This window comes from Aquamicrobium sp. LC103 (genome assembly GCF_001014615.2).
GTDB lineage: Bacteria > Pseudomonadota > Alphaproteobacteria > Rhizobiales > Rhizobiaceae > LBCQ02.
The window spans coordinates 26,046-41,923 of sequence record NZ_LBCQ02000007.1; the positions used below are offsets into that span (position 1 = coordinate 26,046).

At 65.1% G+C, this 15,878-nt stretch carries 19 protein-coding genes and 2 riboswitches; of the genes, 14 read left to right on the forward strand and 5 right to left on the reverse strand.

The window, feature by feature from the left end; genetic code table 11:
* Window positions 1-5 precede the first annotated feature (5 nt).
* Both cobW and XW59_RS14620 read right to left on the reverse strand, forming a co-directional pair.
* On the reverse strand, window positions 6-1,043 hold the full coding sequence (gene cobW / locus XW59_RS14615) for a cobalamin biosynthesis protein CobW (protein WP_047146329.1): 1,038 nt from the start codon (window positions 1,041-1,043) through the stop codon (window positions 6-8).
* The gene (locus XW59_RS14620; RefSeq protein WP_348639319.1) at window positions 1,040-1,477 is read right to left on the reverse strand and encodes a DUF1636 family protein; all 438 of its coding nucleotides are present in this window, start codon (window positions 1,475-1,477) and stop codon (window positions 1,040-1,042) included. The genes cobW and XW59_RS14620 overlap by 4 nt, the downstream gene beginning before the upstream one ends.
* Before the next feature lie 38 nt (window positions 1,478-1,515).
* A riboswitch (cobalamin riboswitch) is annotated at window positions 1,516-1,720 on the reverse strand.
* Between the two features lie 60 nt (window positions 1,721-1,780).
* A riboswitch (cobalamin riboswitch) is annotated at window positions 1,781-1,979 on the forward strand.
* 33 nt (window positions 1,980-2,012) lie between these two features.
* Here XW59_RS14620 and XW59_RS14625 point away from each other — a divergent pair.
* The 7 genes from XW59_RS14625 (at window position 2,013) to XW59_RS14655 (ending at window position 7,487) form a co-directional block, all read left to right on the forward strand.
* Window positions 2,013-2,192, forward strand: a complete 180-nt coding sequence (locus tag XW59_RS14625) for a CbtB-domain containing protein (RefSeq protein ID WP_047146328.1) — start codon at window positions 2,013-2,015, stop codon at window positions 2,190-2,192.
* Window positions 2,193-2,207: 15 nt separating this feature from the next.
* Window positions 2,208-2,954, forward strand: coding sequence for a CbtA family protein (locus XW59_RS14630; RefSeq protein WP_047146327.1), 747 nt, complete (start codon window positions 2,208-2,210; stop codon window positions 2,952-2,954).
* Window positions 2,947-3,462, forward strand: coding sequence for a bifunctional adenosylcobinamide kinase/adenosylcobinamide-phosphate guanylyltransferase (gene cobU / locus XW59_RS14635; RefSeq protein WP_246666099.1), 516 nt, complete (start codon window positions 2,947-2,949; stop codon window positions 3,460-3,462). Before XW59_RS14630 ends, cobU begins: the two co-directional genes overlap by 8 nt.
* A gap of 1 nt (window position 3,463) precedes the next feature.
* Complete coding sequence (gene cobO / locus XW59_RS14640; protein ID WP_047146325.1) at window positions 3,464-4,078, forward strand: cob(I)yrinic acid a,c-diamide adenosyltransferase; 615 nt, start codon at window positions 3,464-3,466, stop codon at window positions 4,076-4,078.
* A 116-nt stretch (window positions 4,079-4,194) separates the two neighbouring features.
* Entirely contained in the window at window positions 4,195-4,452 is a 258-nt protein-coding gene (locus XW59_RS14645) for a hypothetical protein (RefSeq protein ID WP_047146324.1), read from the forward strand.
* Window positions 4,453-4,770: 318 nt separating this feature from the next.
* Window positions 4,771-6,180 carry a DEAD/DEAH box helicase gene (locus tag XW59_RS14650; protein WP_047146323.1) on the forward strand — a complete coding sequence of 470 codons (1,410 nt, stop codon included), beginning with the start codon at window positions 4,771-4,773 and terminating at the stop codon, window positions 6,178-6,180.
* Window positions 6,181-6,263: 83 nt separating this feature from the next.
* A complete protein-coding gene (locus tag XW59_RS14655) occupies window positions 6,264-7,487 on the forward strand; it encodes an MFS transporter (protein WP_082137627.1) in 1,224 nt (407 codons plus the stop codon).
* On the opposite strand, the gene XW59_RS14660 is transcribed toward XW59_RS14655, so the two are convergent.
* Both XW59_RS14660 and XW59_RS14665 read right to left on the reverse strand, forming a co-directional pair.
* On the reverse strand, window positions 7,468-8,442 hold the full coding sequence (locus XW59_RS14660; RefSeq protein WP_047146321.1) for an alpha/beta fold hydrolase: 975 nt from the start codon (window positions 8,440-8,442) through the stop codon (window positions 7,468-7,470). The two genes, XW59_RS14655 and XW59_RS14660, sit on opposite strands and share 20 nt — an antisense overlap.
* Window positions 8,443-8,447: 5 nt before the next feature.
* Window positions 8,448-9,260 (reverse strand): SDR family NAD(P)-dependent oxidoreductase, encoded by an 813-nt coding sequence (locus tag XW59_RS14665; RefSeq protein WP_047146320.1) that lies wholly within the window; start codon window positions 9,258-9,260, stop codon window positions 8,448-8,450.
* Window positions 9,261-9,501: 241 nt separating this feature from the next.
* Here XW59_RS14665 and XW59_RS14670 point away from each other — a divergent pair, with 241 nt between their 5' ends.
* From XW59_RS14670 to XW59_RS14695, 6 genes are all read left to right on the forward strand, one after another.
* Window positions 9,502-10,536, forward strand: coding sequence for a cysteine synthase A (locus XW59_RS14670; protein WP_047146399.1), 1,035 nt, complete (start codon window positions 9,502-9,504; stop codon window positions 10,534-10,536).
* Window positions 10,536-11,279, forward strand: a complete 744-nt coding sequence (locus tag XW59_RS14675; RefSeq protein ID WP_047146319.1) for an alanyl-tRNA editing protein — start codon at window positions 10,536-10,538, stop codon at window positions 11,277-11,279. Before XW59_RS14670 ends, XW59_RS14675 begins: the two co-directional genes overlap by 1 nt.
* A gap of 11 nt (window positions 11,280-11,290) precedes the next feature.
* Window positions 11,291-12,142 (forward strand): 3-mercaptopyruvate sulfurtransferase, encoded by an 852-nt coding sequence (sseA, locus tag XW59_RS14680; RefSeq protein WP_047146318.1) that lies wholly within the window; start codon window positions 11,291-11,293, stop codon window positions 12,140-12,142.
* A gap of 1 nt (window position 12,143) precedes the next feature.
* Window positions 12,144-12,677: a GNAT family N-acetyltransferase gene (locus tag XW59_RS14685; RefSeq protein ID WP_047146317.1), complete on the forward strand. Its 534-nt coding sequence runs from the start codon at window positions 12,144-12,146 to the stop codon at window positions 12,675-12,677.
* A gap of 120 nt (window positions 12,678-12,797) precedes the next feature.
* Window positions 12,798-13,352 carry an OmpA family protein gene (locus tag XW59_RS14690; RefSeq protein ID WP_047146316.1) on the forward strand — a complete coding sequence of 185 codons (555 nt, stop codon included), beginning with the start codon at window positions 12,798-12,800 and terminating at the stop codon, window positions 13,350-13,352.
* Between the two features lie 125 nt (window positions 13,353-13,477).
* On the forward strand, window positions 13,478-13,951 hold the full coding sequence (locus XW59_RS14695; protein WP_047146315.1) for a DUF1203 domain-containing protein: 474 nt from the start codon (window positions 13,478-13,480) through the stop codon (window positions 13,949-13,951).
* A gap of 145 nt (window positions 13,952-14,096) precedes the next feature.
* On the opposite strand, the gene ald is transcribed toward XW59_RS14695, so the two are convergent.
* A complete protein-coding gene (gene ald / locus XW59_RS14700) occupies window positions 14,097-15,212 on the reverse strand; it encodes an alanine dehydrogenase (protein WP_047146314.1) in 1,116 nt (371 codons plus the stop codon).
* Window positions 15,213-15,366: 154 nt separating this feature from the next.
* On the opposite strand from ald, the gene XW59_RS14705 reads away from it, so the two are divergent.
* The gene (locus XW59_RS14705) at window positions 15,367-15,834 is read left to right on the forward strand and encodes an Lrp/AsnC family transcriptional regulator (RefSeq protein WP_047146313.1); all 468 of its coding nucleotides are present in this window, start codon (window positions 15,367-15,369) and stop codon (window positions 15,832-15,834) included.
* Window positions 15,835-15,878 lie beyond the last annotated feature (44 nt).

Consider the following 15,878-nt stretch of genomic DNA (forward strand, 5'->3'; position numbering starts at 1 on the left):
CGTCCTCAGCCGGCCAGGATCGTTTCGATCGCAGCGCGGTCGAGACCCTTGAGGCCGATCACCACGAGGCGCGTCCCGCGAGCTTCACCAGACGCCCAAGCGCGGTCGTAATGATGCTGCACGCGCGGTCCGACCGCCTGCAGGAGAAGACGCATCGGCTTGCCGTCGACGTCGGCGAAACCCTTGAGCCGCAGCACATTCTCTTCCTCGGCGGCGCGCGCGATCCTCGCGGCGAGATCGTCGGGGTCGGTGATCGCCGGCATTTCGACGACGAAGCTGTCGAAATCGTCATGCTCGTGGTCGAGCATGCCGTCGTGATGCGTCCTGCGGTTTTCGATGTCGTCCTCGACCGCCAGTCCGAGGCCGAGCAGGATCGAGGCGTCGACCTTGCCGTTGGCGGCGGGAACCACCTTGACCGCGCGGGCGAGATGCGCCTCCACGAGCGCGCCGGCCCTGGCCCTCGCGGCATCGTCCAGAAGGTCGCTCTTCGACAGGATGACGAGGTCGGCGCAGGCGACCTGATCCTCGAACACCTCCTCGACCGGATCGTCATGGTCGAGCGTCTCGTCGGTGGCGCGTTGCGCGGCGAGCGCGTCCATGTCCGAGGCGACCCTGCCTTCGGCGAGCGCCGGCCCGTCGACCACGGCGATCACGCCGTCCACCGTCACCCGTCCCTTGATCGCCGGCCACTGGAACGCCTGCACCAGCGGCTTCGGCAAGGCGAGGCCCGAAGTCTCGATCAGGATATGGTCGACCTTCGGCATGCGCGAAAGGATCTGGTCGAGCGCCGGCACGAAATCATCCGCCACGGTGCAGCAGATGCAGCCGTTCGCCAGTTCGACGACGTTTTCCTCCGGGCAGCTCTCGATGCCGCAGCCCTTGAGGATTTCGCCGTCGATGCCGACATCGCCGAACTCGTTGACGATGATGGCGAGGCGCTTGCCCTTGGAGTTTTCCAGCACGTTGCGGATGAGCGTGGTCTTGCCGGCGCCGAGGAAACCGGTGACGACGGTGCAGGGGATGCGGTCGAGCGAAGCGGTCATGGCTTTTCCTTCTGGAAATCGAGCGGAGGAATGCGGGCGATCAGCCCGCGCTTGAGGCAGTCGGGACGGCCGCGCCAGGGCAGCAGGCCGTCCTGCGAGGTGCGGAAGAGCTTCGCCGCCTCGATGAGGTCCGGCGCATTGTCGGTCGTCAGCTCGCCGAAGACGTAGGTCCAGGCGCCGGGCTTGGCCAAGCCCGCGCTCAGCCTGCGCTTGCAATTGCCGAGGCACTCGACCTCGCGGATCTCTATGTCCGCGTCGTCGAGCCTTTCCCTTGCGTGCTGCGCCAGGCGCTCGCCGGGACGAGGTCGCACATCCGAGCCCGACGCGTCGCGGCAGGAGCCGCAGACGAGAATCGTCACGGTCTCGGGTGATTCGGTCTCGGGTGGATTTTCCGCTTGCGGATTCCGGACGGAAGGCAGTTGGTCGAAAGGCACGTCGCCACGCTCCTTGCCCGGGTCACCCGCCAGGCATCTAGGATTGATCGGTCGACGGCAGGTCTCCTGGCTTGCGGGTCGTCGCCTGCAACCGCCTTCCCGGAAATTTTCCAGTGGCAGTGGGGGTTGCAGGCTCGCCGCTTACAGTTGCGGGGACAGCCGCGGAGTTGAGCAGAAGCTCGCACCGCGTTCCCTCTTAGCTCCTCCCTTTGCGGAGAGGAGACCGTCGCCAGGCATTTAGGCTTCGCCGGCCGCTTCTGTCAACGCGGTCGGAAATCCGTTTGCGGCGGAAACGATTTCGATTATGCTCCACCCGTCGTCGGTTCCCGTAAGGGACGAAGAGGGAATACGGTGCGGGCTTTTCGCCCAATTCCGTTGCTGCCCCCGCAACTGTAAGCGGCGAGCTCGTTTCGAATGCCACTGAGGCCGTTGCCTCGGGAAGGCGGAACACCAGAGCACCGACCCGCGAGCCAGGAGACCTGCCGTCGACAATGACAACTCCAGGTCCCTCGGGTGGAGGGAGGAAGGAAACGGCATGAACACCACTTCGAACGCAATCGGTGCGTCCGCCTCCGCGCAATCGCGCTTCTTCCAGCTCGGCCTTTCGGCCCTGCTCGGTCTTTTCGTCATAGGGTTCGTGGGTTTTGCCCACATGGACCTGGCGCACAACGCCGCCCACGACTACCGCCATTCCATGGCTTTCCCCTGCCACTGACGAAGAGATTTCGAGATGACTGTTTTTCGCAACGTCGTGTTCGTCGCGGCGATCGCCGGGCTTGTCGCGGGACTGGTGCTTGCCGCCATGCAGGCCTTTTCCACAACGCCTCTCATCGTCGCAGCCGAGGCTTATGAAGGCGGCGGCGGGGCCCATGATCACCCGAATGACCACGATCATGCCGAGACCGGCGGGGAGGCGGCGCACTCCCATGACCATGGCGAGGAAGCCTGGACGCCCGAGGACGGTTTCGAGCGCGAGTTCTACACCGCCGCCGCCAATGTGGTGACGGCGATCGGCTTCGCGCTCGTGCTCGTCGCGGTTTCCGAATTCGCCGGTGGCATCGCCTCCTGGCGCCAGGGCCTGATGTGGGGTTTTGCCGGCTTCGCGGTCTTCACGCTGGCGCCCGGCCTCGGCCTGCCGCCGGAGCTTCCCGGAATGCCCGCCGCCGATCTCGCCGCCAGGCAGGCATGGTGGATCGGAACTGTCGCCGCCACCGCCGCCGGCCTTGCGCTGATCGTCTTCGGCCGCTCCGTCGCCCTTGCCGCGCTCGGTGTGGCGCTGATCGTCGCGCCCCATATCGTCGGCGCGCCGCAGCCCGAAAGCCACGACACCGCCGTGCCGGCCGAACTGCACCACCGCTTCGTCGTCGCGGTGACGGTCACAAACCTCTTGTTCTGGCTGATCCTGGGCGCCGTCGCAGGCACCGTCCGCCGGCGTTTTTCGGTCTCGCTCGGCGATGCGCGGGGCAGCCTTGCGTGACCGCCGGCACCTGACCTTCCTTCTCGGAGGCGCGCGTTCCGGCAAGAGCGCCTATGCCGAGAAGCTGGCCTCGGGCTTTCCCGCGCCGTGGTTCTACATCGCCACGGCGCAGTCCTTCGACGACGAGATGGAGGAGCGGATAGCCGCGCACAAAGCCAGGCGCGACAATGGCTGGAAGACGGTCGAGGCACCGCTCGATCTCGCCGGCGCGCTCCAGGATGTGCCGGCGGGCAGTCCCGTGCTGGTCGATTGCCTGACCCTGTGGGTCAGCAATCATCTCCTAGCCGAAAGCGATCTCCGCGCGGAATGCGAACGGCTGGCGACGGTTCTGGCGAAGCCCAGGGGTCCGTGGTTCGTCGTCGCCAACGAGGTGGGGCTGGGGATCGTTCCCGACAATGCGCTCGCACGCCGGTTCCGCGATGTTGCGGGCCGCCTGAACCAGCACGTCGCCGAAGCCGCCGACCGGGTGCTCTTCATGGTGGCGGGCATGCCGATGCAGGTGAAATGACATGAAGGAAATCGACGCCGCAACCGCGGAACGCCATCGCGCCAAGATGGAAAAGCGCAAGGCCGTGCAGGACGCCGAGGTGGCGGGGAAGACGATCGAGAAGGGACTTCTGATCGTCAACACCGGACCCGGCAAGGGCAAGACCACCGCTGCCTTCGGCCTCGCGCTGCGCATGCTCGGCCACGGCCGCAGGGTCGGCGTCGTGCAATTCATCAAGGGCGCGTGGCACACCGGCGAGAAGGACGCGTTCGCGGCCTTCGGCGACAAGGTCTCGTGGCATGCCATGGGCGAGGGGTTCACCTGGGAGACGCAGGATCTCGCCCGCGACACCGCCGCGGCGCAGGCCGCATGGTCGAAGGCGAAGACGCTGATGGAGGACGAGACGATCAGCCTCGTCGTCCTCGACGAACTGAACATCGCGCTACGCTATGGTTATCTCGATCTCGCGGAAGTGGTCGAGGCATTGTCCTCGCGACGGTTCGACCTGCATGTCGTCGTCACTGGCCGCAACGCCAAGCCGGAACTGATCGACGCCGCCGACCTCGTCACCGAGATGGGCGCGGTGAAGCACCATTTCTCGGCGGGCGTGAAGGCGCAGCAGGGCATCGAGTTCTAGCCGGCCTTCGGTCGGTCGGGCCAAAAGTCGGGCTCGATCAAGTGCTGCTGCAGCTTCAGGTTGCTCGTGGTGCCGGTATGGGGTCTACTGCGCGGACGCAGATCACGGAGGCGAATATGAGCGAGAATGCGGTGGGCTTCCCCTATTGGAAGGCCGTATGTTCCTTCATCCTCGATTTCCTGACCGCCTTCTTCCTATTGGGCTTCGCGGTGGCCTGGCTGACCGGAAATCTCGCCGACGGCAGTTTCGCCTTGAGCGGCGCGCCGGCGTTGATCTTCTTCGCCAGCATCGTCGCCTATTTCATCGTCTTCAATCGCTTTTTGGGCGGAACGATATGGCGGCGGATTTTCGGAGTCGCGCCGGTCCGCTCCTGAATTCATTTTGCGCTGCACAACAAATCGTTTGCTTTTCGGGGCGAACTGCCCCATATGCGGCGTCATAGGCGCTTGGGCCGGATCTGCCGGCTTTCCTTCGAGGACTGGTTGCGTCTGTTTCTCCCCTTTCCGGATTTGACGGCAAGCGGTGAATGAGCCCCGCAGCAAACGCATGCGGGCACGACAGCGCAGCCGAGCGGAAAAGTTTCCGCCGCCTTGTCGTTCATGAAAACACCGAACGCGGCAGGTTGCGCCCTGCCGTCGCTATTTTTGCGGCCCGGCTCGAAAGCCGTGGGCCTGCACGAAAGAAGAAGAATTTTGACAAACGAGAACACTGAAATTTCCGCCGACAACGGCAATTCGCAAGGTTTTGCCGAGCTCGGCATTACCGGTGCGCTGTTGAAGGCCACGCACAATGCGGGCTTCCTCGATCCGAAGCCGATCCAGGAGCAGGCGATCCCCGCCCAGCTCGAGGGCCGCGACATTCTCGGCATCGCGCAGACCGGCTCCGGCAAGACCGCCGCCTTCAGCCTGCCGATCCTGGCGAAGATCGTCACCCTCGGCGACAAGCGCGGCAGGAAGACCTGCAGGGCGCTGATTCTGGCGCCGACGCGCGAGCTTGCCGTGCAGATCGAGGAAACCATCCGCACCCTCGCAAAGGGCCTCCACATCTCCACCGCGCTGGTGCTCGGCGGCGTTTCGCGCCACAGCCAGGTCAAGCGCATGGCGCAGGGCGTAGACGTCTTGATCGCCACGCCGGGCCGTCTCACCGACCTGGTGCGCGAGGGCGAGATCAACCTTGCCGAGACGCGCTGGCTGGTGCTCGACGAAGCCGACCGCATGCTCGACATGGGCTTCATCAACGACGTCAAGCGCATCGCCAAGGCGACGCATCGCGACCGTCAGACGGCGCTCTTCTCCGCCACCATGCCGGCCGAGATCCAGTCGCTGGCGCACGGCCTTCTGAAGGACCCGGTGCATGTCGAGGTCGCGCCCCAGGGTACGACCGCGGGTGAGATCCGCCAGAGCGTCGTGTTGGCGCGCACCAAGCAGAAGCGAAAGATCCTTTCCGACATGCTCGCCGACGAGGCGATGAGCTCGGTGATCGTGTTCGCCCGCACCAAGCACGGGGCCGACCGCGTTACCCGCGATCTGGAGCGCGACGGCTTCGAGGCCGCCGTCATCCACGGCAACAAGTCGCAGAACGCGCGCCAGCGCGCGCTCAACGGCTTTCGCGACGGCAGCGTGCGCATCCTCGTGGCGACCGACATCGCCGCGCGCGGCATCGACGTGCCGGGCATCAGCCATGTCGTAAATTTCGACCTGCCGGACGAGGCCGAAAGCTATGTGCACCGGATCGGCCGCACCGGCCGCAACGGCGCCGACGGCGTCGCGATCACGCTTTGCGACCCGTCCGAAAACAGCAAGCTGCGCCAGGTGGAACGCATCATCCGCATGAAGCTGCCGGTCGCGGCTTCCCATCTCGACCAGCCCGATCCGGTCGCGCCCAAGCGCGAGCCCGGCGCGCCGGTTCGCCGCGAGGCGGCCAACGATGCCGGGGGCAGGCAGGGCGCGGACGAGCGCGGCAACGGCGATGGTAATCGCGGAAAGCGCTTTCGCAACAAACCGTTCGGCCAGAAGAGCTTTTCCGCCAAGCCAGGCAAGAAGCCGTTCCGCGCAAAACGGCGTCCGGCGGGCAACCGCCGTCCTGCCGACAAGGCAGCGTGATTGCGCATAACGATCTTATGATCTAAGGCGTTTCCCTGTCGGCCGTTTCGGCCGTCCAAGAACAACATACGGGGAAACGCCTGATGGCCGGACTTGCCGCGCTAGCGATCGGCTATGTGCTGTCGCAATTCTATCGCTCGTTCCTGGCAGTCCTGACGCCATCGCTGACGAGTGAGCTCGGCATGAGCAATGCGGAGCTTTCCGCCGCCTCGGGCGTTTGGTTCGCCAGTTTCGCGGCGATGCAGTTCGTCGTCGGCGTATCGCTCGACCGATACGGTCCGAAACGGACGGCGGCCGTCATCCTCGCCTTTGGCGGCGGCGGCGGAGCGCTGCTCTTTGCGGCAGCCGGCGCGCCATGGACGGTGACGGTGGCGATGGCACTGATCGGCATCGGCTGCTCGCCGGTGCTGATGGCCTCGGTCTACATCTTCGCCCACACCTATCGCCCGGCACAGCTCGCGATCCTGACCTCCTGCTTGGTCGGTTTCGGCACGGCCGGCAACGTCATCGGGGCCGCGCCGCTGGCGGCGGCGGCCGAAGCCTTCGGTTGGCGGACGGTCATGGCGGGACTGGGCGTCTTCACGCTGCTGACCGCGTTCGCCATCCTCGCCTTCGTCCGCGACCCGGCAAAGCTCGAGCATGGCGGCGCGGGCTCCGGCTTCGCCGGCTATCTCGAGCTCTTCAGGCTCAAGGTGTTGTGGCCGATCCTGCCGCTCATCGCGCTCTGTTATGCGCCGGCCGCGGGCATTCGAGGCCTGTGGGCGGGGCCATATCTTTCAGACGTCCATGGAGCCGATGCGCTGCTCATCGGCCAGGTCACGTTCTTCATGGCGCTCGCGATGGTCGTCGGTTCCTTCGCCTATGGGCCGCTCGACACGATCTTCGGGACGCGCAAATGGGTGGCCGTCATAGGCAATGCGCTGGGTGTCGTCGCGCTCGTCTTCCTGGCGCTCAACCCGATGAGCACGATCGTGACGACCACGGTCGTGCTTGCCCTGATCGGCATCACCGGCGGCAGCTACGGCTTGCTGATGGCGCATGGCCGCGCCTTCCTGCCGGCGCATCTGACCGGGCGCGGCGTCACGCTGCTCAATTTCTTCTCGATCGGCGGGGTCGGACTGATGCAGTTCGCGACCGGCGGCGTCTTCGAGGCGACCGCCCCTGCCGGCGAGCCGCTTGCCGGCTACACCGCGCTCTTCTGGTTCTATGCCGCGATGCTCGCTCTGACCGTGCTGGTCTATCTTCTCGCGCGCGATGCCCGGCCGGAAACGGCGCAGCCCGTGAAGGTCAGCGAGGCAACGAACTGATCCATTGTGAGACGCGGCCCGCAACCAGGGCGTTGGTCGAAGGGGAAAGCGCATCGCCGGCGATGACGTGGTGCACGGGGTCGTCGGAGCCCTCCACAACCATCGTCTCATGTGGGCCGCCCCAGCGCTCCGCCACGCGGCGCGTCAGCTCGGGGACGACGACGCGATCGGCATCGGAGAAGATGAAGAGGGCCGGCATTTCGACTTCCTCGACGGGCGCGTCGCGTGCGAGCTCCGTGGCGGCGGCCATCGGTAGAAGCGCGGAGACGGGATAGGTCGTCGTCCATCCCTTGCCATGCAATTCGTTGAGCGGTTCGAAGCTGCGTTCCGCGCCGATGACCAGCTCGGCGATCTGTCTGCCCCAGGGCATGGTGAGCAACCACGCGCCGGATGCCTGGATGCCGTAATTGGGCGAGATTAGCACGATGCCGGCAACGTCCTGCATGAGCTCGGGCCGGGTTGCCGCCCAGGTGGCGAGGCTTCCGCCGGTCGAAGTGGCGATGACGACGACGTTTTCGCCGATCGCGCGGCCGATGGCGAGCGCTTCGGCGGTGTCGTTGATCCAGTCGTTGAGTGACGCCCGTCCCATCGCCGCGCCGTCCTGGGCGTGACCGGTGAGCCTTGTGAAGAAGAGGTTGGCGTTCAGTTCCGCCGCGATCTCGTCGGGTACCGGCCGGATTTCGCTTTTGGAGGCCGAAAAGCCGTGGATATAGACGATGGAAAGCGGCGTTTTCGCCTGCGATCCCGGATCGGCCCAGACGATCTCCTTGCCGAGGTCGTCGCGAATGCCTTCGACCTTTCCCTCCGATTCGGCGATGAACGCGGCCGGATTGCCGTCGATCGCCGAGGCGTCGAAGGTCACCTCCGTGTCGGCGGCGATGCGCGGCCCCGCGAGATAGATCGCCGCGAGGGCGGCCGCAATCACGAATGCAGAAATGAGCAGCCTGCGGAGCATCTATCTCATCGCCTGCGTTTCCGTCCGTACAGCCGTTTGTCCCATCCCGTTGCCTTGCGAATGAGATGATAGGTCAGGGATTGCGGAAGCAGCGATAAAGCCTTGGTCGCCCAGGTGAGCCTGCGGGGAAACGCGACCTCGAAACCGCCACTGCGAAGCCCCTGCGTCAGGCGCCGGCTCGCCTTCTCCACCGGCATCAGCGCCGGCATCGGAAATTTGGAATTGGCGGTCAGCGGCGTGTTGATGAAGCCGGGATTGACGATCTGCAACCGGATGTTGAGCTTGTCGAAATCGTAGCGCAGAGATTGCGCCATGTTGTTCAGCGCCGCCTTCGAGCTGCCATAGGCGCCGGCGGAAGGCAGGCCGAGATAGGCGGTCACCGAAGCGACGATCGCAACATGGCCGAAGCCCCGGTCGCGCATGCGGTCCGCCACCGGCACCAGCCCGTTGATGACGCCGAAGAAATTGACGTTGAAGGTGGAGACGAAATTGTAGGTCTCCAGCCTCTCGCCACGCGTGGCGGAATAGATGCCGGCGTTGAAGACGGCGAGCGCGATCGGGCCGATCGCGCCTTCGATCGCGGCGACCGTGCGCTCCATTTCCTCTTCCGCCGTCACATCGCAGATGAAGGGAACGATGCGGCCCGGCAGTCCCGAGGCTTCCGCAGCAAGCGTGGCGAGCTTGTCCTCGTCGCGCGCCGTGGCGGCGACGACGTAACCTTCGCGCGCGAGATCGAGCGCGAGCTGGCGGCCGAGGCCCGTACTCGCGCCGGTGATCCACGCCGCTCCATCCTTCGGATCAGCCCTGTAGAGCGTCATGAGTGTTTCCGCTTCCCCTCGACGATGTCCGGCGGACTCGCCGCCGGATCGATTTTCTCCGACGCACTTTTCCCCACATGAGCGAGCGAATGCAATGCATGTCGCTGACAATCTGATCCTCCAAACGTGGGGTTGCGTAGTTGTAATTGCTCAATTGTCGGGTTGCGACGAATATCTGACCTTGAAAGGCGGCGCCTGCGTTTCTAGGGTCGCGCGGAAGAACGCAACAAGGATGAATCCCATGTACGGATCGGTGATCGACGTCATCGGCAACACGCCGCTGATCAGACTCAAGCGTGCCTCGGAGGAAACCGGCTGCGAGATCCTCGGCAAGGCCGAGTTCATGAATCCCGGACAGTCGGTCAAGGACCGCGCCGGCCTTTTCATCATCCGTGACGCGGAGAAGAAGGGGCTTCTGCGGCCTGGCGGCGTCATCGTCGAAGGCACGGCCGGAAATACCGGTATCGGCCTGACCGTCGTCGCCAAGGCGCTGGGCTACCGCACGGTGATCGTGATTCCGGATACACAGAGCCAGGAGAAGAAGGACGCGCTGCGCATTCTCGGCGCCGAGCTGATCGAGGTGCCGGCGGTGCCCTACAAGAACCCGAACAATTACGTGAAGGTGTCGGGCCGGCTGGCCGAACAACTGGCGAAGACCGAGCCGAACGGCGCGATCTGGGCCAACCAGTTCGACAATGTCGCCAACCGCGACGGCCATGTCGAGACGACCGCCGAGGAGATCTGGAACCAGACCGGCGGCAAGGTCGACGGCTTCGTTTCCGCCGTCGGCACCGGCGGCACGCTCGCCGGCGTCGCCGCGGGGCTGAAGGCCAAGAGCAATGCGGTGAAGATCGCCATCGCCGACCCGCTCGGGGCCGCGCTGTTCAGCTACTACACGAGCGGCGAGCTCAAGGCGGAGGGCAGCTCCATCACCGAGGGCATCGGCCAGGGCCGCATCACCGCCAATCTCGAAGGTTTTTCGCCCGACTTCTCCTACCAGATACCCGACGAGGAGGCGCTGCCGATCATCTTCGACCTGGTGCAGGAGGAGGCGCTCTGCCTCGGCGGGTCGACGGGCATCAACATCGCCGGCGCGATCCGGTTGGCGAAGGATCTCGGCCCCGGCCACACCATCGTGACGATCCTCGCCGACTATGGCACGCGCTACCAGTCGAAGCTCTTCAATCCGGAATTCCTGCGCGGCAAGAACCTGCCGGTGCCCGGCTGGATGGAAGCGAAGACGGAAATCTCAGTGCCATTCGAAGAGGTCGCGTGATGCCGTTCAGGACCGAGGCGCTCTTCCGCGAGGACGCCTATCTGAAAAGCACCGAGGCGAGCGTCGTCGGCATCAACGATCGCGGCGGGATCATCCTCGACCGCACCGTCTTCTACGCGACCTCCGGCGGCCAGCCGGGCGATGTCGGCGTCTTCCGCCGCGCCGGTGGCGAGGCCATTGCGGTCGCGGCGACCGTGACGGGTGAGACGAAGGACGAGATCATCCACGTACCCGCCATGGGCGAGGCGCTGCCCGAAATCGGCGAGAAGCTGGCGCTCGAAATAGATTGGGAACGCCGGTTCAGGCTGATGCGCATGCACACCGCCTGCCATCTGCTGACGGTCGTCTGTCCCTATCCGATCACCGGTGCGTCCGTGAGCGAGGATGACAGCCGCGTCGATTTCGACATACCCGATGCCGGCTTCGCCAAGGAGGAGGTGACCGAGCGGCTGATGGAGCTGGTCTCGGCAAATCATCCGGTCTTCACGCGCTGGATTTCGGACGACGAGCTTGCCGCCAATCCCGGTCTGGTGAAATCGAAGAGCGTGCGTCCGCCGGTGGGCAACGGCCGCATCCGCCTCGTCTGCATCGGCGAGGAGGCGGCAGTGGACAGCCAGCCCTGCGGCGGCACCCATGTCGCGGCCACGGGGGAGGTGGGCGAGATTCATATCGGCAAGATCGAGAAGAAGGGTCGCGAAAATCGCCGCTTTCGCATACGCTTCGGCCAGATGCCCGCAAACTGACTGGAAGTTCCATGCCCGATCAAAGCCCTTATGTCGTCAGCCCCGACTGGCTGCAGGAAAAGCTGGGGACGCCGGGCCTCTCCATCGTCGACGGTTCCTGGTATCTGCCGGCGCAGAACCGCGATCCCAAGGCCGAATACGATGCCGCGCACATTCCGGGCGCGGTGTTCTTCGACCAGGACGAGGTCGTCGATCCCGACGCCGAACTGCCGCACACCTTGCCGAAACCCGAGCTTTTCGCCCAATTCGCCGGTTCGATGGGGCTTACCGTCGACGACACGATCGTCGTCTATGACGGCCCCGGAATGTTCAGCGGACCGCGCGTGTGGTGGATGTTCCGTGCCATGGGCGCGAAGAACGTCTTCATGCTCGACGGCGGTTTCGACCGCTGGAAGGCGGAAGGGCGGCCGGTGACCGATGAACCGACCAGGACCGCGCCGTCCTTCTTCGACGCGAAGTTCGACAAGGGGCGCGTCGCCAGCCTCGATCAGATGCGTGCGATCGTGGAGAACCGCGATAGTCAGATCGCCGATGCGCGGTCTCCGGGCCGCTTCGCCGGCGCTGATCCCGAGCCGCGTCCGGGCATACGCTCCGGCCACATGCCCGGGGCGAGGAACGTGCCCGTCGCCTCGCTTTCCAGGGGCGGAAAGCTGTTGCCGGTCAGTGAGTTGAAGAAGGTTTTTGAAAGCGCGGGCCTCGACCTCTCGAAGCCGGTCGTCACCTCCTGCGGGTCGGGCGTGACGGCGGCCGCGATCTCGCTGGCGCTCGCCTCGGTCGGACACGAGGACAATCGCCTCTACGACGGCTCGTGGACCGAGTGGGGCGGTCGCGACGATACCCCGGTCGTCACCGGCAAGGATTGACATGACCGCGCGTGGCGGCGGGCCTCTCACGGCCCGCATCACCCATCTCGAAATGCTCGCGCCGCCCGCCGCGCGTGTGCCGATGCCGCTTGGCCCCAGGCTCGCCGTGATGCGCGCCAGGGAAATGCCAGCGGCTTTCTACCGCTATCTCTATGAGCAGGTCGGCAAGCCCCATCACTGGCTGATGCGCCGCGACCTCGGCGAGGAGGCCCTGCTGGCGGAAATTCAGGCATCGACGACCGAAATCCAGGTGCTCTATGTCGAGGGCTCGCCGGCCGGCTTCTTCGAGCTCGACCTGAAACCCTTGCCGGAACACGCGGAAATCCAATATTTCGGCCTGACGCCGGATTTCCAGGGCAGGGGGCTCGGCAGGTTCTTCCTGTCGGAGGCGATCTTCGCGGCATGGGCTTATCAGCCCGGCAAGGTGATCATCCATACCAACACGCTCGACAGTCCGCGCGCGCTGCAGCTCTATCAGCGCATGGGCTTCTCGCCCTACGCCTTCTCCGAGGAGAAGGTCGAGCCGTGGCGGTAGGCCTTTCCTGTTTACCAATATGAACGGCGGCCGACGCGGCCGTTCAGCAATGTTTCAGCATGTTCCTGCCAGTTTCGTGGCGATCTCGATCCGCTACGAACCCGAAGGAAGGAACATCCCATGAAGCGCAGAACATTGCTCGCCGGATTGATCGCGGCGGCAGCCATGCCGGCCGCGGCGCTCGCCCAGGCGACGACGCCGTCGGAGAACCAGATCATGCGTCAGCTGGAGGCGGCGCCCCGCAGGCGCGTGCGGCCCGAGGAGCGCGTCACCGTCCAGGAGTTCAAGCGCCGGCCGGAACTGCGCCGCGCCGCACCGTCGATCGAAATCCAATCGATCAATTTCGAGTTCGGCTCGGCCGAGATATCGCGCTCGCAATACGGCAAGGTCGAGCAGATCGCCCGTGCCCTCGAACGCATCCTCTCGCGCCGGCGCAACGTGCGGGTCCTCATCGAAGGACATACGGACGCGGTCGGTTCGGCCTATTCGAACCAGATACTCTCCGAGCGTCGCGCCGGATCGCTCAAGCGGGTTCTCGTACGCCATTTCGGCATCCCGGCGCGGGCGCTGGAGACCGTCGGCTACGGCGAGGAGTTTCTGTTGGTGCCGACGCAGAACGAGAATTGGGAGAACCGCCGGGTGACCTTGCGCCGCATCGACGATTTCGTCCGCTGACATCCGGTCTGGAAGCCAATATCGCCCGCCCGGATGACGGGCGGGCGGTAAGGCAGGTTTCGGGTGGCGAAGGGCGACGAGCAGGGTCAATCTCGCGGCATCGCTTCTCACCATGAGGAAACACCATGTCGCTGTTTCGTTTCATCGCCATTCCAACGCATGAAGCGCGCGCCTATCGGCGCGGCGAAGCCGATGCCTACGGAATGAAACCGGAAAGGAAAACGTCCGACGGTTCGGGCGTGCCGTGCCGCCACTGCCTGCGCAACGTGGCCGCCGGCGAGGACTATCTCGTCCTCGCCTACCGGCCTTTCCCCGCGCTGCAGCCTTATGCGGAAACCGGGCCGATCTTCCTGCACGCGCGGGAATGCGACCGCGCCACGGAAACCGACGTGCTGCCGCCGATGTTCCGCGCCACGCCCGACTACATTCTGCGGGGCTACAGCGCCGAGGATCGTATCGTCTATGGTACCGGCGGGGTCGTTCCGACGCACCTTATCTGCGGTCGCGCGCATGAACTCCTCGAACGCGAGGACGTGGCCTATGTCCACATGCGCTCCGCCCGCAACAATTGCTACCAGCTCAGGATCGAGCGGGCGTAAAGGCAATCACCGATGCGACATCAAGCGCTCGCTCGAAAGGACGGGCGGCCCACTTAGATGCGTCCCAGCCATGAAAAAGCCCGCCGGCGGTGCAGGCCGGCGGGCAGGGGAGCCCGCGCGGAGGAGTGCGCGGGAGGTAACTCGATCAGGCGGCAAGCACGGCCTTGGGCTCGACCATGTCGTAGCCGAGCGCTTCGGCGACGGCGGCGTTGGTGATGCGGCCCTTGTGGACGTTGAGGCCGTTGCGCAGATGCAAATCGTCGACCAGCGCCTTCAGGCCCTTGTTCGCAAGCTGGAGCCCGTAATGCAGCGTCGCATTGTTGAGCGCCTGCGCCGAGGTGACGGGAACCGCGCCCGGCATGTTGGCGACACAATAGTGGATGATGCCGTCGACCTCGTAGGTCGGCTCGGCATGGGTGGTCGGGTGCGAGGTCTCGAAGCAGCCGCCCTGGTCGATGGCGACATCGACGAGCACGGACGCCTTCTTCATGCCGGAAAGCATTTCGCGCGAGACCAGCTTCGGGGCAGCCGCGCCCGGAATGAGCACCGCGCCGACCACGATGTCGGCCGAGAAGCACTCGTCCTCGAGCGCCTCGACCGTCGAATAGCGCGTATGGACGCGGCCGTTGAAGATGTCGTCGAGCTGGCGCAGGCGCGGGATCGAACGGTCGATGATGGTGACGTCGGCGCCCAGGCCAACCGCCATCTTCGCCGCGTTGAGGCCGACGACGCCGCCGCCGATGACCGCCACCTTGCCCGGCAGCACGCCCGGCACGCCGCCGAGCAGCACGCCGCGTCCGCCATTGGCCTTCTGCAGCGCGGTCGCGCCGGCCTGGATGGCGAGGCGCCCGGCCACTTCCGACATCGGCGCAAGCAGCGGCAGGCCGCCACGGTCGTCCGTCACCGTCTCGTAGGCCACGGCGGTAACGCCGGAGGCGAGCAGGCCCTTGGTCTGCTCCGGGTCGGGCGCGAGGTGGAGGTAGGTGTAGAGGATCTGGTTCTCGCGCAACTGAGCCCATTCGCCCGGCTGCGGTTCCTTCACCTTCACGATCATGTCGGATTTGGCGAAGACCTCCTCGGCCGTCTTGGCGATCTTGGCGCCGGCCGCCATATAGGCGGCGTCATCCGCGCCGATGCCCGCGCCCGCGCCGCTCTCGACCAGCACGTCGTGGCCGTGGGTGACGTATTCGCGCACCGATCCGGGCGTCAGCCCGACGCGATACTCGTGATTCTTGATTTCCTTCGGACAACCGACACGCATTCCTTGCCTCCGCGCTCTGGATTTTATCGTTGTGTCAATAAAACGGATTAGAGCACGAATCGCTGCGCAGGTGTTTGCTTAGGCGGTTGCCGAATGCGGCCGATTTCGTTATTTCTTCGGAAAAGAATAGCTTCCTTCGAAGGAAATACGACAAATGGCCTTGGACAGGATCGATATCGCCATTCTGGAAGCTCTCCAGAAGGACGGGCGAACCACCAATGCGGCACTTGCCGAGAAGGTGGGGCTGTCGCAGTCTGCCTGCTCGCGCCGGCTCGACATATTGGAAAAGTCGGGCGTCATCAAAGGCTACCACGCCCGGCTTTCCAATGCCGCGCTCGGCCACAAGATGACGGTGATCGTCCATATTTCCCTGTCTGGCCAGTTCGAAAAGACGCTTTCCGATTTCGAGGCCGCGGTGAAGCGCTGTCCGAACGTCCTGTCCTGCCATCTGATGTCGGGCGAGTATGATTATATCCTGCGCATCGCGGCGAAGGACCTGGAGGACTACGAGCACATCCACCGCGACTGGCTGACCGCGATGCCGCATGTCGTCAAGATCAACTCCTCCTTCGCGCTGCGCGAGGTGATCGACCGGCCGAATGTAGGGATGATGGGCGAATAGGCGGCGGCTGCCAGGGTGCTCCGCTTCGCGGCCTGTTTCCGTCC